The organism is Phycisphaeraceae bacterium (genome assembly GCA_019636675.1).
In the GTDB taxonomy this organism is placed as follows: Bacteria; Planctomycetota; Phycisphaerae; order Phycisphaerales; family UBA1924; genus JAHBXC01.
Genome location: JAHBXC010000005.1, coordinates 33692 through 56209 on the forward strand (window position 1 = coordinate 33692; position 22518 = coordinate 56209).

Annotated in this window: 15 protein-coding genes; 11 read left to right on the forward strand and 4 right to left on the reverse strand. The window is 68.5% G+C overall.

Annotated features, from left to right (window positions below; genetic code table 11):
* Window positions 1-177: 177 nt before the first annotated feature.
* Entirely contained in the window at window positions 178-1287 is a 1110-nt protein-coding gene (locus KF684_12935) for a hypothetical protein (protein ID MBX3353831.1), read from the reverse strand.
* Window positions 1288-1635: 348 nt separating this feature from the next.
* Here KF684_12935 and KF684_12940 point away from each other — a divergent pair, with 348 nt between their 5' ends.
* The 4 genes from KF684_12940 (at window position 1636) to smpB (ending at window position 5921) form a co-directional block, all read left to right on the forward strand.
* Entirely contained in the window at window positions 1636-2484 is an 849-nt protein-coding gene (locus tag KF684_12940) for a peptidyl-prolyl cis-trans isomerase (GenBank protein MBX3353832.1), read from the forward strand.
* Between the two features lie 120 nt (window positions 2485-2604).
* Complete coding sequence (locus tag KF684_12945) at window positions 2605-4218, forward strand: HAMP domain-containing protein (protein ID MBX3353833.1); 1614 nt, start codon at window positions 2605-2607, stop codon at window positions 4216-4218.
* 356 nt (window positions 4219-4574) lie between these two features.
* Window positions 4575-5396 carry a diguanylate cyclase gene (locus KF684_12950; protein MBX3353834.1) on the forward strand — a complete coding sequence of 274 codons (822 nt, stop codon included), beginning with the start codon at window positions 4575-4577 and terminating at the stop codon, window positions 5394-5396.
* A 48-nt stretch (window positions 5397-5444) separates the two neighbouring features.
* Window positions 5445-5921 (forward strand): SsrA-binding protein SmpB, encoded by a 477-nt coding sequence (smpB, locus tag KF684_12955; GenBank protein ID MBX3353835.1) that lies wholly within the window; start codon window positions 5445-5447, stop codon window positions 5919-5921.
* A 328-nt stretch (window positions 5922-6249) separates the two neighbouring features.
* Here smpB and KF684_12960 read toward each other — a convergent pair whose 3' ends face one another.
* The 3 genes from KF684_12960 to KF684_12970 all read right to left on the reverse strand — a co-directional run bounded on the left by KF684_12960 (window position 6250) and on the right by KF684_12970 (window position 11775).
* Window positions 6250-7086 carry a phenylalanine 4-monooxygenase gene (locus KF684_12960; GenBank protein MBX3353836.1) on the reverse strand — a complete coding sequence of 279 codons (837 nt, stop codon included), beginning with the start codon at window positions 7084-7086 and terminating at the stop codon, window positions 6250-6252.
* A gap of 154 nt (window positions 7087-7240) precedes the next feature.
* The gene (gene odhB, locus KF684_12965) at window positions 7241-8620 is read right to left on the reverse strand and encodes a 2-oxoglutarate dehydrogenase complex dihydrolipoyllysine-residue succinyltransferase (protein MBX3353837.1); all 1380 of its coding nucleotides are present in this window, start codon (window positions 8618-8620) and stop codon (window positions 7241-7243) included.
* A 119-nt stretch (window positions 8621-8739) separates the two neighbouring features.
* Entirely contained in the window at window positions 8740-11775 is a 3036-nt protein-coding gene (locus tag KF684_12970; GenBank protein MBX3353838.1) for a 2-oxoglutarate dehydrogenase E1 component, read from the reverse strand.
* Window positions 11776-12061: 286 nt separating this feature from the next.
* Between KF684_12970 and KF684_12975 the strand changes: the two genes are divergently transcribed.
* The 7 genes from KF684_12975 to KF684_13005 all read left to right on the forward strand — a co-directional run bounded on the left by KF684_12975 (window position 12062) and on the right by KF684_13005 (window position 22517).
* Window positions 12062-13045, forward strand: coding sequence for a phosphate ABC transporter substrate-binding protein (locus tag KF684_12975; GenBank protein ID MBX3353839.1), 984 nt, complete (start codon window positions 12062-12064; stop codon window positions 13043-13045).
* 138 nt (window positions 13046-13183) lie between these two features.
* Window positions 13184-15784, forward strand: a complete 2601-nt coding sequence (locus KF684_12980; GenBank protein MBX3353840.1) for an ABC transporter permease subunit — start codon at window positions 13184-13186, stop codon at window positions 15782-15784.
* The gene (gene pstA, locus KF684_12985; protein ID MBX3353841.1) at window positions 15781-17553 is read left to right on the forward strand and encodes a phosphate ABC transporter permease PstA; all 1773 of its coding nucleotides are present in this window, start codon (window positions 15781-15783) and stop codon (window positions 17551-17553) included. The genes KF684_12980 and pstA overlap by 4 nt, the downstream gene beginning before the upstream one ends.
* 135 nt (window positions 17554-17688) lie before the next feature.
* Window positions 17689-18537 carry a phosphate ABC transporter ATP-binding protein gene (pstB, locus tag KF684_12990; protein MBX3353842.1) on the forward strand — a complete coding sequence of 283 codons (849 nt, stop codon included), beginning with the start codon at window positions 17689-17691 and terminating at the stop codon, window positions 18535-18537.
* 106 nt (window positions 18538-18643) lie between these two features.
* Window positions 18644-19597, forward strand: coding sequence for a hypothetical protein (locus tag KF684_12995; protein ID MBX3353843.1), 954 nt, complete (start codon window positions 18644-18646; stop codon window positions 19595-19597).
* Window positions 19598-19783: 186 nt separating this feature from the next.
* The gene (gene sthA, locus KF684_13000) at window positions 19784-21226 is read left to right on the forward strand and encodes a Si-specific NAD(P)(+) transhydrogenase (GenBank protein ID MBX3353844.1); all 1443 of its coding nucleotides are present in this window, start codon (window positions 19784-19786) and stop codon (window positions 21224-21226) included.
* Window positions 21227-21731: 505 nt separating this feature from the next.
* On the forward strand, window positions 21732-22517 hold the full coding sequence (locus tag KF684_13005; GenBank protein ID MBX3353845.1) for a hypothetical protein: 786 nt from the start codon (window positions 21732-21734) through the stop codon (window positions 22515-22517).
* Window position 22518: the final 1 nt, after the last annotated feature.

Here is a 22518-nt window from a genome sequence, read left to right on the forward strand (position 1 = left end):
GACACTGCAGAGGCCCGCAAAGGCCCGCTCAGGTCGCGTCGATAGCGTAGCCGAACCGCTCCGGGGGTCAACGGAGGAGCCCAACCTTCCTCGGGAGAAAGTTGTAAGTCTATATTTTGCAGATATTTACACTATATGGCGGAAATACGCCATGTGGATCGACCATCGCGACCCCTATTAAAGGGATCCATCGGGCGAGCGCAGGAATCTCCTGATCGTCAGGTCATCGATCCGGGACTCGATGGCGTCGATCTGGTCGTCCAGATCGGCCGGGTGGGCCTCGGCTGGGGCGTCTTTCTTCAGCTCCCGGAGCGCCTTGGCCGCCGATTCGAGGGATTCGATATCCCCGGCGGCAGAGAGGATCTTCACCCGCTCAAGCACCGAACGCCAATGCGCCAGCTCCTCGGGGGTCGGGGGCGACGGCGGCGCGATCGCGGGGGTCTGGGAGACGACAGGGGTGGGGATCGCGCCCGTCGACGCCGGGTCGGCCTCCGGCGCCGCTGTGGCATCCCCCCGCACGCCCGGGCTGGCGGTGCGCGTCGCGGTGGCGGCCCATATCGCGACGCTCAGCAGGGCGGCGCACAGCGCAACGGTCGCCGCCGCGACGGCTTCGCGCCGGGCAGGGGATTGCTTGCCGGGGGCGCGTGAGCGCCCGGCCCGGGGACTCGGCGAAGATGCCTGCTGGCTCGGCTGGAAGAGATCGAAGACCTGGACGGGCGCTGAAGGCATCGCTGCCGGGACAGGCGCGTCCTCGAAAGGCCGCGCGTCGGGCGTCTGGACACCCGGTGGCTCCGTGCTCCGTGCGACATCGAGACCGAGCCAGTTCCGGTCCGGATCGACGAGAAACGACTGCCCGCAGGACTTGCAGTAGTGGTGCTCCTGCCGGGCCAGGGCCGCGCAGGCGTGACAGACGCCCAGCAGATGGGCGACGCCGCGGGTCTCACAGGCCTTCTGCCAGAACTGTCGGGTGGTGGGACCTCGCAGGACGGTCTCGCGCGTGACGCGGCCCCTGCGAATCAGCTGTCGGAGGGTTTCGATCGAGCATCCGGGGCGATGCGGGTTGTCCTCGTCGCGGATCTGCCAAGGCCCCATCGCGTTCTGGGTCGCGATGAGAGACAGGGGCTCGAACAGCCCGCGGCACTCGGAGCACTCCTCGGCCCCGGCTCGCTCGCGATGGCCGCAGTACGGGCAGACCTGCAAGGCCGACGCCGGAGAGGCCGGACGCGCGGGCCTGGCCTGCTCCTGCTCCTGCTTGGTGTCGGTCGCAATGGCGGCGGCGTCGTTCATCGCGGATTCTTCGCTCCCAAGGTGTCCGACGCGACTTCTCGCGTCCTGTGCGCTCCGCCTCGACCGGCGGGGGCGGTTTGACTCACGCCAGCGGCGCCCCTGTCATCACCCATGAACGATTCTCGGGCGTTTTCGCCGACCGGTTCACCACGCGGGCGTGTCTGTTGGATCCTGTTCGCAGGCGCGGGCCTCGCGGTTTGCTCCCTGGCCGGATGCGAGAGCGGATCGTCGAGCGCGCCGGCCGCGACCGGCCCTCGCCTGGCCACTCCGGCGTCCCAAGGGGCCGCGGGGGGCCCGGGCGCCGCACCCTCCACGACCGGCGCCCCGGCGCAGCGACCTGCGGCGATCGTGGCGGGAACGCCGATCGCGTGGGACGAGCTGCGCCCCGCGATGGTCGAAGCCGCAGGCGCCGCCGCCCTCGAAGAAGCCGCGCTGGACGCCCTCCTGCGCCAGGAACTCGCGGCGCGCGGCGTGCGCTGGTCGGACCTCGATATCGAGCGCGAGCGCTCGCAACTGCTCGCGCAGCTCCGCGAGAGCGCGCCGCGCTCCTCACGCCGCGCCGGCGAAGCCGACGCCGACTTCGCGGTGCGCCTCCTCGAAGAGCTCCGCGCCGTTCGCGGGCTGGGCCCGACGCGGTTCGAGGGGTACCTGCGGCGCAACGCCGCCCTGCGGCTGCTGGTCGCCGATCGCGTGACCACGAGCGACGCGACGCTGCGCCAGGCGTACACGCTGCGCTACGGCCCGCGCGTCACGGCGCGCCTGATCACGGCCCCCACGCTGGACCGCATCGTCGAAGCCGGCCAACGACTCGACGCCGGCGAGCCCTTCCCCGAGGTCGCGGCCCTGGTCTCGACCGACGAGAGCGCCTCTCGCGGCGGGCGCCTCGAGCCGATCAGTCTCGCCGACCCGACCTATCCCCAGTCGCTGCGCACCGCGCTGGGCGCCCTTCGCGACGGGGAGTGGTCCAACCCTATCTCCCTCGACAACGGCTTCGCGATCGTGCTGCGCGAGGGCGAACGCACGCCCCCCGATGCGCCGACGCTCGCGCAAGCGCGCGACGCCCTCGCCGACGAGACGAGGGCTCGCCAGGAGCGGATCCTGATGGGCGAGAAGGCCCGAGAACTGCTGACGGGCGCGAGGATCACGATCTTCGACGCCGGCCTGCAGCGCGCCTGGCGCCAGCGCGCCGGCGAATAACACGCCGGGCCGCGCAATTCCCCGAGGAATCACCGGGTTGTTCGACGGGCGCAAAGGCCGGGCGCCATCAGCCCGATCAGGGGTCTGTCCCGCTGTCACTTCACCCGGAAGGATGCTCGCGTGCGTGCTTTCTGGCGCCAACCGAGGGCCCAGGATGGGCCCAAGCTGCCGTCGATGCGCCTGGAATGGCAGGCGATCTTCTGCGCGCTGGCGTTGATGCTGTTCACCGTGGGCGCCATCAGCGCGCTGCAGGCGCGCGCCGGCGACCGCTGGGTCACCACCGAGCTGACCCGAGAGGCGCAGGACAACGCGCGCCTGTTCGTGCACAAGTTCGCCGAGATGACGCTCGCGTCCCACGACGCCGCCGCCGAGGCGCTGACGAAGATCACCTTCGAGGACCCGCACATCGCGTTCGTGCTCGTCACCGATCTGGAGGGTCGCGTCGTCGCCAAGCGCACGCGCGACCCGAGCGCCGCCGAGTCGCACCGGCTCGCGACGCGCTGCTGCGCGGGACGAGCCCCCTGCGAGACCTGCACGCTCGTGCCGATCGTGGGCGTCAACGAGCACGAGGGACGCGCCGCGACCGTCGCTCTCTGGAACGCCGACGGCACGGCGTTCGGCCACGCGACGCTGGGCATCATCGACCCCGCCTATACCGACGCGCGCCGCGACCTCGCGCGCGTCGCGCTCGTCGCGGGCCTTTCGGTCTGCGCCATCGCCACCCCCTTCGTCGCGATGGGCGCGCGCCGGCTCGCACTCCCGCTCCGCCGGCTCGCGCTCGCGGCGGAGCGCCTCGCCGACGGGCTGAGCCCCGAGCCCATCCCCCTCAAGGGCCCGCTCGAGATCGCGTCGGTCGCGCACTCGTTCAACCGCATGGCGTCCTCGCTCGAGGAGGCCAACGCCGCGATCCTCGCGATCAACGCCGACCTCGAGCACGCCGTCGAGCAGCGCACCGGCGAGCTGAACCGGCTCAACGAGCGCCTGCGCGTCGAGCTCGCCGAGCGCGCCCAGTTCTTCCGGACCATCAGCCACGACCTCGGGGCCCCGCTGCGCAACACCGCCGGGATGCTCGCCCTCCTGCGCCGAAAGCACGCGGAGCGCCTGCCCCCCGACGCGACCGAGCGCCTCGATCGCATCGGCGCGTGCATCGAGCTCGAGCTCGACATGATCCGCGACCTGCTCGAGGTCTCTCGCGTCGGCGCGACCGAGGAGCACCCCGAACGCGTCGAGTCCGAGTCCGTCGTCGACGAGCTGCGCGCGGCGTTCGAGCACGACCTGCGCTCCAAGCGCATCCAGCTCGTCGTGCGCCGGCCCCTGCCCACGCTCCACCTCGAGCGCGCACGCCTGCGCCAGGTCCTCCAGAACCTGCTCGACAACGCGATCAAGTACATGGGCGATTCGCCCAAGCGCTTCATCGACATCGTCGCCTGGACCGACGAGTCGGGCGCGACCTTCTGCGTCGCCGACACCGGGCCGGGCATCCCCCACGCAGAGCACGAGTCGATCTTCGACATGTTCCGCCGCGCGTCGACGGCGACTCCCGACATCAAGGGCTCGGGCGTCGGCCTCGCCGCCGTCAAGGGCATCGTCGAACGCTGGGGCGGGACCGTGCACCTCGACAGCGACCCGGGGCGCGGGTCGCGGTTCGTGTTCACCGTCCCCTCCGAGCGCGTGGTGACAACCGACGCGCCGGGGGCCGCGTCCGAGAACCGCGCGAGTTCGGGCGGACGCTGAGCGTCGCGCCGCCCGCGGCGCGCCGTCCAACAAGCCAACGACAAACCCGGGTTCAGACCGCGACCGCGTCCGCCGATCATCTCGGACGACGCCCACGGTTTCGGGCGTCCCCGCGACGAGGGGTCTCCTGACGCATGCCCGACGACCAGCACACAACCCCGCGCATCCTGCTCATCGAAGACGACCCGAACACCGCGGCGCTCGTCATGGAGGCGCTCTCGGACCACTTCGGGAGCCCCTGCGTGCACCACGTCGCACGCGTCGGGGGAATCGACGCGATCGACCTCTCCGACTTCGACCTTGCGCTGTGCGACTTCAACCTGCCCGACGGCACGGCGCTCGACGCGCTCAGCGTCATGCGCGAGCGCAGGCCCGGCATGCCCGTGATCGTCGTCACCGCCGAGAACAGGTCCGAGACGCTCCTCGACACCATCCGGCTCGGCGCCGCCGATTACCTGCTCAAGACCGCCGAGCTGGTCTCGACGATCCCGCTCGCCGTCGAGAAGAACCTCACCCTCGCGCACGCGCAGCGCGAGAACGAGCGCCTGCAGGCCGCCCTCGCCGAATCCCTCGAAGAGATCACGCACAAGAACGAGGAGCTCCAGCTCCTGGTGCGCCAGCTCGAGACCGCCGCCACCACCGACCCGCTCACCGGGCTCGCCAACCGCAGGCGCCTCTCCGACCGGCTCGAGCAGATGTACGCCGAGGCGGTCCGCTACAACACCGACCTGGCCTGCATCCTCCTCGACCTCGACGGCTTCAAAGAGATCAACGACACCCTGGGCCACCACGCCGGCGACGACCTGCTCGTCCAGATCGCGCGCATCATCGCCCGCGAGGCGCGCGCCTCCGACCTGCCCGCCCGCTTCGGAGGCGACGAGTTCGTCATCCTCCTCCCCCACACCTCCTGCGACACCGCCGTCGCCCTCGCCCAGCGCCTCGTCGACACCTTCTCTCGCATGAGCCCCCCCGGCGCGCGCTCGCACGGCGCGCTCCAGAACTGCGGCATGTCGGTGGGCGTCTCCTCCGTCGCGACCAGCAAGCCCTCCAGCGGCGAAGAACTCATCCACCACGCCGACAAGGCCATGTACGCCGCCAAGGACGCCGGGCGACGCTGCATCCGCGTCTGCGGGCCCGACGGACGCACCGCCGTCCCCCCTCGCAACCTCGCCGCCTGAACTCGCCGCCCGGAGAGACGACCTCCCCCGGCGACTACCATCGCCCCTATGGCCAAGGGCAGGAAAAAGTCGCCCGAACCAGAGGTCGTCAACCGGCGCGCACGCCACGAGTACTTCATCGAAGACACGCTCGAGGTCGGCGTCGCCCTCGTCGGCTCCGAGGTCAAATCCATCCGCGAGGGCAAGTGCTCCCTCGCCGAGGGCTATGTCCGCGCGCAGCTCGAACCGCTGCGCCTCGACCTCCACGGCGTGCACATCCACGAGTACCCCCCCGCCGCCGGACACAACCACATCCCCACGCGCTCACGCCGACTCCTCGCCCACAAGCGCGAGATCGCCAAACTCGCGCGACTCTCCGCGCAAAAGGGCGTCACCATCGTCCCCCTGCGCATGTACTTCAAGGACGGATGGGTCAAACTCGAGATCGGCACCGCCCGCGGCAAGTCCCACTCCGACAAACGCGAAACCCTCAAGGAACGCGACGCCCAGCGCGACATCCACCGCGCGATGAGCAAACGGATGTGAAGGCAGCAGGGAGTGGGGAGCAGGGAGCTGGAAGAGAAGAAGGGTGGCGTGGTACGGCGCAGCCGTGCCACGAGCGCTGACTGATGTGTCGCGACTCCTCCTCCGCCTCCTCGCCCCGCTCGCGGGGAGAGGACGGCGAGCGCAGCGAGCCAGGTGAGGGGTGTGTCCCAGAAGGCACGAGAGATGAGGCACGAGTCACAAGGGAAGATCGCCAACTCGAGCGCACCGTGCAGATCGGAACCCCTCACCCCAGCCCTCTCCCCTCAGGGGAGAGGGGGCAAGAACAGCGCTCCCCCTCTGCGCCCTCTGCGTCCTCTGCGGTGAACTGCTATCTCGCCGCCGGCTCGTTGAGGATCATCTCCGCGTACGAGTTCATCGCGTCGCGCAGTTGCTCGAACGACTCCAGCACGTACAGGATCGGCTGATAGTGGTCGATCTCGAACGAGGTGTTGCACACCTTCTCGAGGTTGAACGGGCGCCGGTCGACATCGGGAGACTCGAGCGAGTGGTGGCCCTCGCCCTCCGACGAGATCAGCCCGCTGCCGTACAACTTCAGCCGCCCGTCCTCGCGGATGAGCCCGAACTCGACGGTGAACCAGAACAGGCGCGCGAGGCGCTCGGTGTGGACGGGGTCGTGGGTGTGGAGCGCCGCCTGGCCGTAGGTCTGGAGGAAGTCGGCGAACACCGGGTCGGCGTGGAGGGGCACGTGCCCGAAGACATCGTGGATGATGTCGGGTTCGGGCAGGTAGTCCATGCTCGTCTTGGGGCGCACGCTGACGGTCGTAGGGAACTGTCGCTGCGCGAGGAACGCGAAGAAGGACTTGGCCGGCAGGTACCCCGGCACGCCGCGCGACTGCCAGCCGGTCATCGGCTTGAGGTTGGCGTTGACCTCGCGCAGGTCGGGCACCTGGTTGCGGTTCAGGTTGATGATCGCCAGGCCCTTGAGGAACACGTCCGACGCGGCGGTCTCCAACTGCTTCATCCGCTTGTCGAACAGGATGCGCCAGACCTCGTGGTCTTCCTCGGAGTACCGGTCCCAGTGCTGCGTGATGACCATCGACTCGATGTCGATCTGGTCGGCGTGCAGCCCCTCCGACGCCTCGGCGGCGGCGATCGCGCGACGGGCTTCTTCGGAATCGATCACACGGTGCTGGATGCTGGACATGGCGGCCTCCTGCCGAACGCGGATGACAGTGTCATCGGATTATACGAGCCGCGGGGCGCGGGGATCGATCACCCCCCGTGGCACGGCCGCGCCGCACCACGCCACCCATCTTCTCTTCCTGCTCCCCGCTGCCTGCTCCCCACTCCCTTCCCCGTCACATGTCGAACAGCAGGCGCGCCGGGTCCTCGATGCACTCCTTGATGTGCTTGAGGAAGCCGACCGCCTCGGCGCCGTCGACGATGCGATGGTCGTAGGAGAGGGCCAGATACATCATGGGGCGGACGACGACCTCGCCGCTGCCCGGCTTGTCGGGGTTCTCGATGGGGCGCCGGATGATGTTGTGCATGCCCAGGATGCCGCTCTGGGGCGGGTTGAGGATGGGCGTGCTCATCATGGAGCCGTAGACGCCGCCGTTGCTGATGGTGAAGGTGCCGCCCTGCATGTCTTCGAGGGTGAGCTTGCCGTCGCGCGCCTTGACCGCGAGGTCCTTGATCGCCGACTCGACGCCGGCGAACGAGAGCGTCTCGCAGTTGCGCACCACGGGAACGACCAAGCCCTTGGGCGTGCCGACCGCCACCGCGATGTCGCAGTAGTCGTGCTTCTCGACCTCGGGGCCCTTCTCGCCCTCGACGATGAACGCGTTGACGAGCTGGTACTTCTGCAGCGCCGAGACCGCGGCCTTCACGAAGAAGGACATGAACCCCAGCCCGATGCCGTGGCGCTTCTCGAACGCTTCCTTGTGCTTCGAGCGAAGCGCCATCACGCCGCTCATGTCGCACTCGTTGAAGGTCGTGAGCATCGCGGCGGTGTGCTGCGCCTCGACCAGGCGCGTCGCGATGCGCTGGCGCAGGGGCGTCATCTTCTCGCGCGACGACGAACGCGACCCCTTCTTCGCCGGGGCAGCGGGGGCCCCGGGGGCGCCGGGGGCGCCGGCGGACGCCGTCGCGCCGTTCTGGTGGCTCTGGATGAACGCGAGCACGTCCTGCTCGCGCACGCGGCCCGAGGGGCCGGTGCCGGCGATGGAGTGCAGATCGACGCCGCGCTCCTGCGCGATCTTGCGCGCCAGGGGCGTCGCGTGGACATCGTCGTCGCCGCCGGCATGCTCGAGCGGTCCCCGGTTGGGACGCCCGGGGAGCTGGTGCTTGGCCGGGTCGTTCTGAGGGGCGGCGGGGGCCGCGACAGGGGGCGTCGCGACGCCTGTCGGCTTGGCCGGCGCGCCTGCGCCGACAGGGGCGGGCTGCGCCTTCTTCTCGCTCGCCGGTTCCGCGGCCTTCTGGGGCGCGCCGGCGGGCTTGCTCGCCGACTCGTCGATCGCCCCGACGACCGAGCCGACCTGCACCGTGTCGCCCTCGGCCGCCTTGTGCGACACCGTGCCGGCGGCGGGCGCAGGCAGCTCCATCGTGATCTTGTCGGTCTCGAGCTCGAGGACCGGCTGGTCGCGCTCGACGAACTGCCCGTCGGCGATGAGCCAGGACGCGATCACGCCTTCGGTGATCGATTCGCCAAGCGCTGGGATCACGATGTCGGTGGCCATGGCTGCCCTTCGTGGGTCCGTTCGGCGGGGCGACATCGCGCCGCGACGCGCCGAGCGGCGTTGGTTCTCGTGTCGGGGTCAGTGTAGGTCGAACGGCTCGCGTCGTGGGCGAGGAGGGGTCACTGCCGGCGCGCGTTCGACGCCGCCGCCGGACGGGCCGACGAGGGGGACGGCTCCTTCGGGGCGCCCTCCATCTCGGCCGACTCGTCCATGACGCCCTCGATCTCCACCGCCGTCGGCGCGTTCTTCTCGCCGGGCTTGGGGCCGATCGCGCTCACCAGGATCGCCTCCTGCTGCTCCTTGTGCTTGCGCTTGGAGCCGACGGCCGGGGTCGACGAGTCGCTGCGCCCGATGTAGTTCACATTGGTCACGCGACCCCCCGTCTTCTCGCGCAGCATCGCCTCCATGAAGCGGTACGCGCCAGCGTTGCGCGGCTCCTCCTGCGCCCACACCACCTCGGCGCCGGCCGGGTAGCGACCCAGGATGTCCCGCAGCATCTGCTCGTGCAGCGGGTAGAGCTGCTCGACGCGCACGATCGCGACATCCCGGCGACCGATCGCGTCGCGGCGCTCGCGCAGCTCGTGGAAAAACTTGCCCGAACAGAAGATCACGCGCGAGACCTGCTTGCGAGACGCCTCGCGATCGGCGCGGTCCTTGTCCCCCGCCGCCAGCGACGGGTCGAACGCCGGGTCGTCGATCAGCTCCTGGAAGCGACCCTCGACCAGCTCGCGCACGACGCTCGTGTTCACGCGCAGCATGCTCTTGGGGGTCATCACCACCAGCGGCTTGCGGAACGGGCGACGAACCTGCCTGCGCAGCAGGTGGAAGACCTGCGCCGCGGTCGAGGGGTACACGACCTGGTAGTTGTCGTCGCCGCAGAGCTGCAGGAAACGCTCCAGACGCGCCGAGGAGTGCTCGGGGCCCTGGCCCTCGTAGCCGTGGGGCAGGAGCAGCACGAGCCCGCTCCAGCGCTGCCACTTGATCTCGGCCGACGCGATGAACTGATCGATCTGGATCTGCGCGCCGTTCACGAAGTCGCCGAACTGCGCCTCCCACAGCACCAGCTGGTGCGGGTCGGTCAGCGAGTACCCGTACTCGAACCCCATGCACGCCTCTTCAGACAGCGGCGAGTCGTACACGCACAGGCGCGCCTGGCGGGGCTTCCCGTCGGCGCCCGGCTCGCCCACCACGCGGTCGGTCTGGGGGTCGCCCACCTCGCGGATGAAGTTCAGCGGCATGTACTCGGCGCCCGTCTCGACGTCGCGCAGCAGCGCGTGGCGCTGGCTGAAGGTCCCGCGACGGCTGTCCTGGCCCGACAGACGCACCGGCGTGCCCTCGACCAGCAGCGACCCGTACGCCAGCGACTCAGCGGTCGCGTAGTCAATCTCGGCGTCGAGCGAGTCGGCGGCGGCGGCGCGCTGCTCGAGCAGTCGCTTCAGCTTGCGATGGACGTGGAACCCCTCGGGCGCGCGACCCATGGCGCGGGCCACCTCCTGCAGCTCCGACAGCGGGACGCCCGTCTGCACCGGCGCGTGGCTGTAGGCCTTGCCAAAGCCCTGCCACTTGCGGCTTCCGGGATCGATCGTCGGATCGAACGGCTTGGAGCGCGACGCGACCTGCGCCTTGTCGTACGCCGCGTCCAGCTCGGCGCGCACGCTCGACATCTCGTCCTCGGTGATGACCTTCTCCGCGAGCAGGCGCTCGGCGTAGGTCTTCATCGCGCTGGGCTTCTTGTTGATCAGGTCGTACAGCAGCGGCTGGGTGAACGAGGGCTCGTCGCTCTCGTTGTGGCCCCAGCGCCGGTAGCACAGCATGTCGATGAAGATGTCCTTGCGGAAGCGCTGGCGGTACTCGACCGCGAGGCGCGCGACGTGCAGGCACGCCTCCGGGTCTTCGCCGTTCACGTGGAACACCGGCGCCTGGATGATCTTGGCGACATCGGTGCAGTAGCGCGAGGAGCGGCTGTACTCGGGAGAGGTCGTGAACCCGATGAGGTTGTTGATGACGACGTGGATCGAGCCGCCCACGAAATAGCCGGGCAGCTGCGAGAAGTTCAGCGATTCCGCGACGACTCCCTGGCCGATCATGGCCGCGTCGCCGTGGATGATCACGGGGATGACGCGCGTGCGATCGGCGTCGCCCTTGGTGCGCTGCTTGCCGCGGGTGCGCCCGAGCACGACGGGGCCGACCGCCTCGAGGTGGCTGGGGTTGCTGGCCATCGCGAGCCAGAGGCGTTTGCCGGCGCGGGTCTGGTACTCGCCGGAGTAGCCCCGGTGGTACTTCACATCGCCGCCGCCCTCGACGAAGTCCTCTTCCCAGGTGTCTTCGAACTCGGTGAAGATCTGCTCGTTCGTCTTCCCCAGGATGTTGCGCAGCACGTTGAGACGCCCGCGATGGGCCATGCCCATGACGATCTCTTCGGCGCCCTGTTCGGCACACTCTTCGACCGTCGCGTGCAGGATGGGGATCAGCGACTCGCTGCCTTCCAGAGAGAACCGCTTCTCGCCCGGGTAGCGCGTGTGCAGGAACTTCTCGAACGACTCGGCCGCGACCAGCTGGTTCAGGAGCACGCGCCGGTCGTCGGCGCTCAGCGAAGGCCGGTTGGCGGTGCGCTCGAGGCGCTCAGCGATCCACTGGCGCTCCGCGTCGTCCTCGATGTGCATGAACTCGACGCCGATGGGCCCGCAATAGGTCTGGTCCAGCGTCGCGACGATCTCGCGCAGGGGGCGGGGCGCGTCGAAGGACATCCCGATCGCCTCGAAGGGCGTGTCGAGGTCGGCGTCGCTCAGCCCGTGGGCGTAGGGCGACAGCAGGGGCGGCATGGGGCGCTCGCGCCCGAAGGGATCGATCGCCGCGGCGATGTGGCCCTGCGACCGGTACTGACGGATCAGCTCGGCGACGGCGGCGACCTTGTGCCCGCTCGCGCCCTGGCCCTGCGGCGCAGACGACGGGGCGCGCGAGGGACCAGCCCCTGCGAAGGTGCCGTGTTCAAGGGATCCGAGTTCCCCACGCGCCAGTTCGAAGCCCTCGAAGAACCAGCGCAGGTCGACCGGGACGGAGTCCGGGTCCTGGCGGTACAGGGCATACTGCGCGTCGAGATACTCGGCGTTCCAACCGTTCAGGGAGCGGCCGACGGCCTTCGGTGCGGAACCCATGGCGGGGTTGTCGGTCCTGTCGAGCGGCGGGCGGATGACACATCCGATGCCCGGCCCGAGGTCTGGGCGTGATTCTGAGTCTAGAACGCCGCCCGTCCGGGGCGAGCGTCTGCACGAGGGTTTTTCCCATCGGGCGCGCCCCCGGCGCGCACCGAGGGCGGGCATTCTTCACGGAACCTGAACCGCCCTCTCGGGCAATTGTGAAGACGGCAGCGGTAAGGTTGCACCGATCCTGCGTCCACCGACCTTTTCGGATGGTCACCAGCTTCGTGTGGAGAATTCTCGAATGCACAAGTTCCTCAGCCTTCTTGCCGTCGTGGGCATCGCCGCCCTTTCCGCCGCCCCGGTCGCGGCCCAGATCCGCGTCGACCCCGCGCTGCCCGAGTACACCCCGGTCCAGGGCGTGTCCGGGTCGCTCAAGAGCGTCGGCTCTGACACCATGAACAACGAGATGACCCTCTGGGCCGAGGGCTTCCTGGGCTTCTACCCCAACGTCAGCATCGAGATCGAGGGCAAGGGCTCCTCGACCGCTCCCGCCGCACTCATCGCGGGCACCGCCCAGTTCGGGCCCATGAGCCGCGAGATGAAGGGCAAGGAGATCGACGACTTCGAGAAGAAGTACGGCTACAAGCCCACCGGCCTCGCCTCCAGCATCGACATGCTCGCGGTCTATGTCCACAAGGACAACCCGATCGCCCAGAAGGGCCTCACCCTCCAGCAGGTCGACGCCATCTTCTCCAAGTCCCGTCGCGGCGGGCACCCCAACGACATCCGCACCTGGGGCGACCTGGGTCTCACCGGCGAGTGGGCCAACCGCCCCATCTCCCTCTACGGGCGTAACGCCGCCTCCGGCACCTACGGGTACTTCAAGGAAGTCGCCCTCTTCGGCGGCGACTACAAGGATGAGGTCAAGGAGCAGCCCGGCTCGTCGTCCGTCGTCCAGGGCGTCGCGACCGACAAGTTCGCCATTGGCTACTCCGGCATCGGCTACATGACCGCCGACGTCCGAGCCGTCCCCCTCGCCGCAAACAGCGGCCAGACCCCCGTCACCGCGACCCCGGAGAACGCCTACTCTGGCGAGTATCCCCTCGCCCGCTTCCTCTATGTCTACATCAACCACCGCCCCGGCGCGCAGCTCGACCCCCTCCGCCGCGAGTTCGTGAAGTACATCTTCTCTCGCCAGGGCCAGGAGGACGTCGTCCGTGACGGCTACTTCCCCGTCACCAACGTCGTCGCGCAGGAGCAGCTCCGCTCCGTCGGCATCCGCTGACGAACACGGGCGATCCGTCGCCCGAGCCGGCATCGAATCTTCGCCCGCCCACGGCTGACGCCGTGCGGCGGGCTTTCCCTCCGCGACGAACTCTCTCTCGACTCCGCACCCGTCGCGAGTGAACCCGAGCACCCCTTCATGACCGACACCCAGCGTGACGCGAAACCCGATCGTTCGCGCAAGACCTCGCTCAGGGTCCTGCTTTCCGACCGGATCGCTCGCGCCGTCATCGCCATCGGAGGCATCGGCACCATCGCCGCCGTCCTCACCGTGGGCGTCTACCTCGTCTGGGTCGCGGTCCCCCTCTTCTTCCCCTCCAGGGTCGGAGAGGCAGAAGTCCTCACACGCGTCGAGTCCTTCGAACCCAACGGCATGGCCCGACTGGGCATCGACGAGTACGAGAACCTCTCCTGGCTCCTCCTGCCCGACGGCAGCTTCGAGATCTCGCGACTCGACACCGGGGATCTGCTCGAGCGCGTCTCCCCCACCGGCGATGTCGTCCCCACCGCCTTCGCGCACCACCAGCAGGCGTCGCAGATCGCTTTCGGCTTCGCCGACGGCACCGTGCGCCTCGGCTCCATCGGTTTCCAGTACACCTTCGTCGACCTCGACGACGCCCCGGAAGCCCTCCGTTCGCTCGAGCGCGGCCAGGTCGGCGCCGACGGACCCTCTCTCTACCAGCGCGTCAACGACGAGCAGTTCCGCGTCCAGCGCTTCCGCGTCGAACTGGGCGAGCCGGCCACGCTGAGCGAGGGCCACGCCGTCCGACTCCTCGACCTCTCGGTCCGCCCGCTCGGGCCCATCCTCTCGGCGTTCACCTCCGACGGCGCGCTGCACATCAAGGTCATCTCCCAGCGGCGGAACATGCTCACCGGCAGGACGACCATCTCCCTCCTGGGCGGGCAGGTCTCCCTCTCCGACGAGGTCTCGGGACGCGGCGAGCCCAAGGCGCTCATGCTCACCGGCGTCGCCGACAACGTCTTCATCGTCTGGGCCGACGGGCAGCTGCTCCGCTACGACATCCGCGACGCGACCGCGCCCTCGCTCACCGAGGTCGTCGATGTCATCCCCGAAGAGGGCGCGCGTCTCGCCACGCTCTCCTTCCTGCTGGGCAAGGCGTCCATCGCCGTGGGCGACACCAAAGGCAACATCGGCGTCTGGTTCCGCGTCAAGCCCGACTCCTCGCCCAACCCCGACGGCTCCGACCTGGTCCGCGCGCACTTCTTCCCGGGGCTCGGCTCGCCGGTCACCACGCTGGGCGTGTCGCACCGCACGCGCAAGGTCGTCGCCGGCTTCGAGGACGGCACGATCGCGCTCTTCCAGGTGACCGCCACGCGCGAGCTGGCGCGCGCCTCCAGCCCCGGCAACGCGCCGGTCAAGCTCCTCGCGATGGCGCCCAAAGAGGGCTCGATCTTCGGCATCGCGGACGCCTCGATGCTCCGCTGGAACATCGACGCCGCCCACGCCTCGATCACCCCTGCATCGATCTTCGGGCGCGTCTGGTACGAGGGCTACGAGGGGCCCCGCCACGTGTGGCAGTCCTCGTCGGGCACCGACGACTTCGAGCCCAAGTACGGGCTCGTTCCCCTCATCTTCGGCACGATCAAGGCCACCGTGTACTCGCTGCTGTTCGGCGCGCCCCTCGCGCTGCTCGCGGCGATCTACACCAGCGAGTTCCTCAACCCGCGCACGCGCCTGCGCATCAAGCCGCTCATCGAAATGATGGCGAGTCTGCCCAGCGTGGTGCTCGGGTTCCTCGCGGCGCTCGTCTTCGCGCCCTTCGTCGAGAACGTCGTCCCGCAGGTACTCGCGCTCTTCCTCACGCTCCCGATCACGCTGCTCGCCGGCGCGCACCTCGTGCAGCTGCTCCCCGAGCGGATGATGCGGAGCGCCGACCGCGCGCGCCTCCCGCTGATGCTGCTGTGCCTGCCGCTCTCCGTCGCGCTCGCGATGGGTGTGGGCCCGCTCTTCGAGTCGCTCTTCTTCTCGGGCGACATCAAGCTCTGGCTCGACGGGCAGGTCGGCAACGGCGCCGGGGGCTGGCTGCTGCTGCTCATCCCGCTCTGCGGCGTGACGGTCGCGTTCGGATCCGCCCGCTTCGTGCGCCCGCTGCTCCGCGCCAAGGGCGGCGGCTGGTCGCGCCGGCGTCTCGCGGTCGCGTCCCTGGGGGTGTTCGTCGGCGCCGTCGTCGCGACGCTCGCCATCGCGATCGCGATCTCGCAGGGCCTCGCCGCCGTCGACCTCGACCCGCGCGGCTCGTTCGTCGACACCTATGTCCAGCGCAACGCGCTGGTGGTCGGCTTCGTGATGGGCTTCGCGATCATCCCGATCATCTACACGCTCGCCGAGGACGCGCTGTCGAGCGTGCCCGAGCACCTGCGCTCCGCGTCGCTGGGCGCAGGCGCGACGCCCTGGCAGACCGCGACGCGCGTGGTCATCCCGGTCGCGATGTCGGGCCTGTTCTCGGCCCTCATGATCGGCTTCGGGCGCGCCGTGGGCGAGACCATGATCGTGCTCATGGCCGCCGGCAACACCCCGGTCATGGACTGGAACATCTTCAACGGCTTCCGCACGCTCTCGGCCAACATCGCCGTCGAGCTGCCCGAAGCGGTGCGAGGCAGCACGCACTACCGCATGCTCTTCCTCGCGGCGCTCGCCCTGTTCGTGATGACCTTCATCGTCAACACCTTCGCTGAACTCATCCGCCAGCGGTTCCGCAAGAGGGCCTTCCAGCTATGAGCGTCCAGCCACAGGGACAGCCCGCCGGGACCCCCTCCGACGCGCACGCACGCGCGATGGAGCTGCGCCGCTCGTCGGCGTCGGTGAACTCCATGCTCGCCCAGGGGCGCCCCATGCTCTGGGTCACCGGCGGCGCGCTCTCGGTCTGCATCGTGATGATCCTCGGCCTCCTCGGGCTCGTCCTCTACCAGGGCGCCTCGACCTTCTGGCCAAGGGCCGTGACGCGCGTGCAGCTCCACGACGGGCGCGTCTTCATGGGCGAGGTCACGCGCGACGGGTGGTACACCCCCCGCCAGGACGAGATCGACGCCTTCGGCGACGCCGGCAGAGAAGCGATCGCGCAATCCTTCGAGGACCACGACGGGCGCGCCTATCGACGGCTCTTCCGCACCGCCAATTTCGACGTCTCCGGGTCGCACTTCACCTGGGTCAGCGACTACCAGGTCGCCGAAGAAGACCGCCCCGAGTGGGCGATCCTCTTCGAGCGCCAGTCGTGGGGGCGCTTCTTCGGCACGCCCGTCGCGTTCATCCTCGACGGCGAGCAGGCCGCGACCGACCCCACCGAGATCTGGTCGCTTTTCCGTCAGAACCACCCCGAGGTGCGCGCCCGCTTCGCCGAGCGCGTGAACATCGAGAAGCGCCAGATCGGGCGCATCAACCGCGCCCAGGAGCGCGAGCGCCTCCGCCTGCGCGACGTCGAGATCCGCTCCGGACGCGACTCGGCGCAGTACCGCGAACGCCTCGAGCGCCTGCAGCGCATCGAGGCCGACGCGACCGAACGCTTCGGCGTCTACCGCCAGCGCATCAACGCGCTCAACGCCGAGAACAACCGCTACGCGCTGCTCATGCGCACCGCCGACGGGCAGGAGGTCACGCTCCGCCTCTCCGAGATCGTCCGCGCCTTCACGCCCAACCGGCTCTCGTTCGCCGACAAGGTCGGCGTCTACCTCTCGCGATGGAGAGAGTTCCTCCTCGACGACCCGCGCGAAGCCAACAGCGAGGGCGGCGTATGGCCCGCCATCTTCGGCACCGTCACGATGACCATCATCATGTCGGTCGCCGTCGTCCCCTTCGGCGTGCTCGCCGCCCTGTACCTCCGCGAATACGCCAAGGGCGGCGTCGTCGTCTCCGCCGTGCGCATCGCCGTCAACAACCTCGCCGGCGTGCCCTCCATCGTCTTTGGCGTCTTCGGCCTGGGCTTCTTCTGCTACCTGATGGGCGGGACCATCGACCAGATCTTCTTCCAGTCCAAGCTCCCCAGCCCCACCTTCGGCACCGGCGGCATCCTCTGGGCCTCGCTGACGCTCGCGCTGCTCACCCTCCCGGTCGTCATCGTCGCCACCGAAGAGGCCCTCGCCGCCGTCCCGTCCTCGATGCGCGACGGCTCCTACGCCTGCGGCGCCAGCAAGTGGCAGACGATCAAGCGCATCGTCCTCCCCCGAGCCATGCCCGGCATCATGACCGGCACGATCCTCGCCATGGCGCGCGGCGCCGGCGAGGTCGCCCCCCTCATGCTCGTGGGCGCCGTCAAACTCGCCCCCGAACTCCCCATCGACTCCGAGTTCCCCTTCATCCACCCCGAGCGCTCGTTCATGCACCTGGGCTTCCACATCTTCGACCTCGGCTTCCAGAGCCAGAACTCCGAGGCCGCCAAGCCCATGGTCTTCACCACCACACTCCTGCTCATCTTCCTCATCGCGACGCTCAACCTCACCGCCATCGCGCTGCGAGGCCGACTCCGCCGCAAGTTCAAGTCCGCCGCGTTCTGAGCCGCCACCCCGAGCCGACGTTCGTCCGGAGACCCGGAAGGAATGCCCACCGTGCACAGCCCACAGGTCGACAAACCAGCGCCCCAGATGCGCGGCGTCACGACGGCCATCGCCGACGGTATCGTTCAGGAACGCATGGACTACGAACGAACCGAACAAGACTCCGTCCTCCGCTCCATCCTCCGAGGCGAGAAGCCCGACCCCGTCGTCCACGCGCCGGCGCTCGAGTGCGACCCCGTCCTCGAGGTCCAGCGCTTCAACCTCTGGTACGGCGCGTCCCAGGCGCTCCACAACATCTCCATGAAGTTCCCCCGGGGGCAGGTCACCGCTCTGATCGGCCCCTCCGGCTGCGGCAAGTCCACCCTCCTCCGCTCCATCAACCGCCTCAACGACCTCATCGACTCGGTCCGCACCGAGGGCGACATGACCATCAACGGCGACCCCGTCTACGGGCGCAACATCGATGTCATCGAACTGCGCAAGCGCATGGGCATGGTGTTCCAGAGGCCCAACCCCTTCCCCGTGTCCATCTTCGAGAACGTCGTCTACGCGCTGCGCATCGACGGCGTGCGCGACAAGCGCGTCCTCGAGCAGGTCTGCGAGGAATCCCTCCGCGGCGCCGCCCTCTGGGACGAAGTGAAGGACCGCCTCAAGGACAGCGCCCTCGCCCTCTCGGGCGGCCAGCAGCAGCGACTCTGCATCGCGCGCGCCATCGCCGCCCGCCCGGAGGTCCTCCTCCTCGACGAGCCCTGCTCGGCGCTCGACCCCATCGCCACGCTGCGCATCGAGGAACTCATCAACGACCTCAAGGGTCGCTACTCCGTCATCATCGTCACCCACAACATGCAGCAGGCGGCGCGCGTCAGCGACTTCACCTCCTTCATGTACCTCGGGCGCATCGTCGAGTACGGACCGACCGAAGAGATCTTCATGCGCCCGCGCCTCCGCGACACCAACGACTACGTCACCGGACGCTTCGGCTGACCGTCACACCCGCGCGATCGCCCCGCCCCTCTACCCGGCGGACGCGACCCGCGCGTTCTCATAAAGACACGCTCACGCCAGACCAATCTTGAAGAGAGCCCACCCCATGAGGAGCACCACCGTGTCTTCCATCAGCGCCATCGTTCTCGCCGCAGCCGTCTCCATCGGCTGCCAGTCCTCCACCCAGCAATCCTCCACCGGCGGGTCCGCCGTCCTCGCCTCGTCGTCCTCGACGCAGGCCGCGAAAACCCCCAGCGCGACCGGCGCGTCCCTCAAGCACCCGCTCGCCCCCGAGTTCGCCAAGCCCGGCTTCCTCACCCTCCTCGAGGACGGCCGACTCTGGATCTTCAAGGACGGCTCCAAGGAGTTCGCTGAGTTCCAGAAGAACGGCGAGCTCGCCAAGCACGTCGTCTACCCCGGCCAGGGCCCCGGACGCATGACCCTCAAGGCCCCCGACCGCGACACCGTCCTCGCCTACCTCTGCTCCAAGCCCGGCTACATCGCGATCACCGAGAACGGACGCACCTGGATCTTCCGCGACGGCTCCAAGGAGTTCGCCGAGTTCCAGAAGAACGGCGAACTCGCGAGGCATGTCGTCCGCCCCGCCGCCGGACCCATGCGCTCGACGCTCCGCGCGCCCGACGCAGAGACCCTCGACTCCTGGATGTACTCCAAGCCCGGCTTCGTCACGCTGCTCGAGGACGGTCGACTCTGGATCTTCAAGGACGGCTCCAAGGAACTCGCCGACTTCCGCAAGCACGGCGAGCTCGCCAAGCACGTCGTCCGTCCCGGCGCCGGCCCCAACCGCATGACCGTCAAGGCGCCCGACGCGAGCGTCATCGACGAATACATGCTCTGGCAGCCCGGCTTCATCACCTTCATGGAAGACGGGCGCCTCTGGGTCTTCAGGCAGGGCGCCAAGGAGTACGCCGACTTCCAGAAGCACGGCGAGCTCGCCAAGCACGTCGTCCGACCCGCCGCCGGACCCAACCGCGTCACGATCAAGGCCCCCGACAGCGAGACCGTCAACGCCTACCTCGCCGTCGCCCTCGCGAACTGATCGCGATAACGCGCCGACGGACCTCCCCAAGCCCGCACACGCCCCGATCCTCGCGATCGGGGCGTTCTTTTTTGCGCGACGACGCCCGCAGACGCACCGGATTCTCACACTCGCCGCGCGCAGCCACCCGTTCCGCCGATGTATCCTGCTCCGACACTTTCCACACACGCCCCAGAGCACCACGCCATGCGCCACTTCGACCTCGCCGTCCTCGGCGCCGGACCCGCCGGCTCCAAAGCGGCCATCCAGGCCGCCAAACTCGGCAAATCCGTCTGCCTCGTCGAGAAGCAGCGCGTCGTGGGCGGCGCGGCCATCAACACCGGCACCATCCCCTCCAAGTCCCTGCGCGAAGCCATCCTCTCCTACACCAGCGTCGAACGCCTCCCCGTCTATCGAGACCCCTTCCGCGCCTCGGCCGACCCCGATCGCAACGGGCGCGCGTCGCGCTTCGACCACCTCACCGCCTTCTGCGCCAAAGTGATCGCCGCCGAGGTCGATGTCCTCTCGCGACACCTCATCGCCAACGAGATCACCGTCCTCAACGGGCGCGGCTCCTTCGAATCCGCCAACACCCTGGGCGTCACCAACGACGACGGGCGCACCGAGATGGTCACCGCCGACAAGATCATCATCGCCACCGGCACACGCCCCGCCCGCCCCGACCACATCCCCTTCGACGATCGCAACATCGTCGACTCCGACACGCTCCTCAAACTGCCCTCGGTCCCGCGCTCCCTCATCGTCGTCGGAGGCGGCGTCATCGGCACCGAATACGCCTCCATGATGTCGCGCCTCGGCGTGCGCACCACCCTCATCGAAGGGCGCGACCGCGTCCTCGAGTTCCTCGACGACGAGATAGGCGAGGCGCTCCAGTACACCCTGCGCCAGGGGGGCATGACCCTGCGCCTGGGCGAGAAGGTCGTCAAGATCCGCGTCATGGACCCGCCAGAGGGCACGCGCGTCAACATCGACAAACTCGCCGAGATCACCCTCGAATCCGGCAAGACCCTCCACGCCGACTGCGTGCTCTACGCCGTCGGTCGCCAGGGCAACACCGACAAGCTCAACCTCGTCGCCGCCGGGCTCAGCGCCGACAGCCGGGGGCGCATCGAGGTCAACGACCGCTACCAGACCAGCGTCGAGAACATCTACGCCGTGGGCGATGTCATCGGCTTCCCCGCCCTCGCCAGCACCTCGATGGAGCAGGGACGCCTGTGCGCCTCGATGATGTTCGGCAAGCGCGTGAAGTCCACGCCCCGGCTGTTCCCCTACGGCATCTACGCGATCCCCGAGGTCTCGATGGTCGGCTGGACCGAGCAGCAACTCACCGAAGAGGGCATCCCCTACGAGGCCGGCATCGCGCACTACCGCGAGATCGCGCGCGCGCAGATGATGGGCGACGAGACCGGCATGCTGAAGATGCTCGTCCACCAGGAGAGCCGCACCGTGCTGGGCGTGCACACCATCGGCATGGGCGCGACGGAGCTGATCCACATCGGACAGGCCGCGATGGCCTTCAACGCGACGGTCGATTACTTCGTCGACGCCGTGTTTAATTACCCAACCCTCGCCGAGTGCTACAAGGTGGCGGCGTTCAACGCGGTGAACAAACTGGCGAGCGTGGTGTGATGTCTCATTTTTGAGACACTCGGGGCCGGAAAAGCACAGATTTGTGACACGCGGGCACTAACTTGCACAACTTTCGCGCCACGAGCGATTTTGGTCTTGCGTCTATCTCTCTCTCTCTAGATTATGCATGAATGCGGCGACACCGGGTCGTGGCATGAGGGCAATCTTCGGGAGAACTCAGATGAAAGCAACGATTCTCGCCTCCATCGGCGTCCTCGGCTTCGCGCTTGCAGGGTCTGTCTGGGCATGCTCGCCTGCCTGAGGAAATCAACCGAACGGCCAAGCCGTTTGCACGGTGAATGTCCCTGATCACGGGTCAATGATCATCGAGTGCACTGGTCCCGCATGCCCGGACGGTAAGGTTGTCGGTCCGTGCTTCATCAGTTCGGGTGGAATCGTCTTGAGTTGTGGCTGCCACTGCTATGTGCCAGACAGCCAAGGGCCGGGGGGGTTCGATCCTGATCCAGGCGAACTTCCCTGATCTCGATGTGATTTGGAGCTCCATGTGAAAGCGCGCTCTCGCACCATTGCTGCAACCTTCTTTGCAATGCTAGGTGTCGCTGCTGCTGCCTGGGTCGTTGCAGGCCCATCGATCGTGAGGTGGTGGAACAAACCAACGCCGACACCCATCGAATATCATGCCGTCGATACGGAACTCGAAGCGCCGGAGTACGCCACACTGACTTCGGCTATTCAACTACTTCCAGCACTTGATGCCCTCGCATCGACGCTGCAAAGCGCGTCCATACCGAGCAATTCGAACACACTGACAAGTTCCGATCGCGCCGCGATCGCGCGCGAGACCGCCGCCGCCCTGCGCCCCCTTCTCTCCGGCTCGAAAGACGACTACCTCGCGTGGCTCCGCGCCTCCGGCGCGTTGCACCCGATCCTCGACGATGAGAGCAACGCGTCGTCCGAACAGTTCATGATCATCTGGACGCACAACGGGTCCGGGTTCGCTGGCTCACCAATTGACGCCGCCAAACCACGCATCAGAGTGCGCTACCTCAACGGCCGGGGCCCCTTCGAAGCGCCGGAAGACGAACTGCGCTTTGGGCATTATGCGGCCTCGAACCGCTTCCCCCGACTCCCCGCAGAGGGCCAGCGCATGGACGCGATCGTCGAGAGCATTGTGCCTGTCATGCATATCAACAAAACGACCGGCGCCGCGTCCAACACCATGCTGGGCTTCTGGATGGCGCGCCACCGCCCCGGCGACCCGTGGCGCCTGTGGCGCATCGCGGTCTACGACTTTGAGCGCCCCAGCCGCGCCTTCGTACCCGTGTACTAAG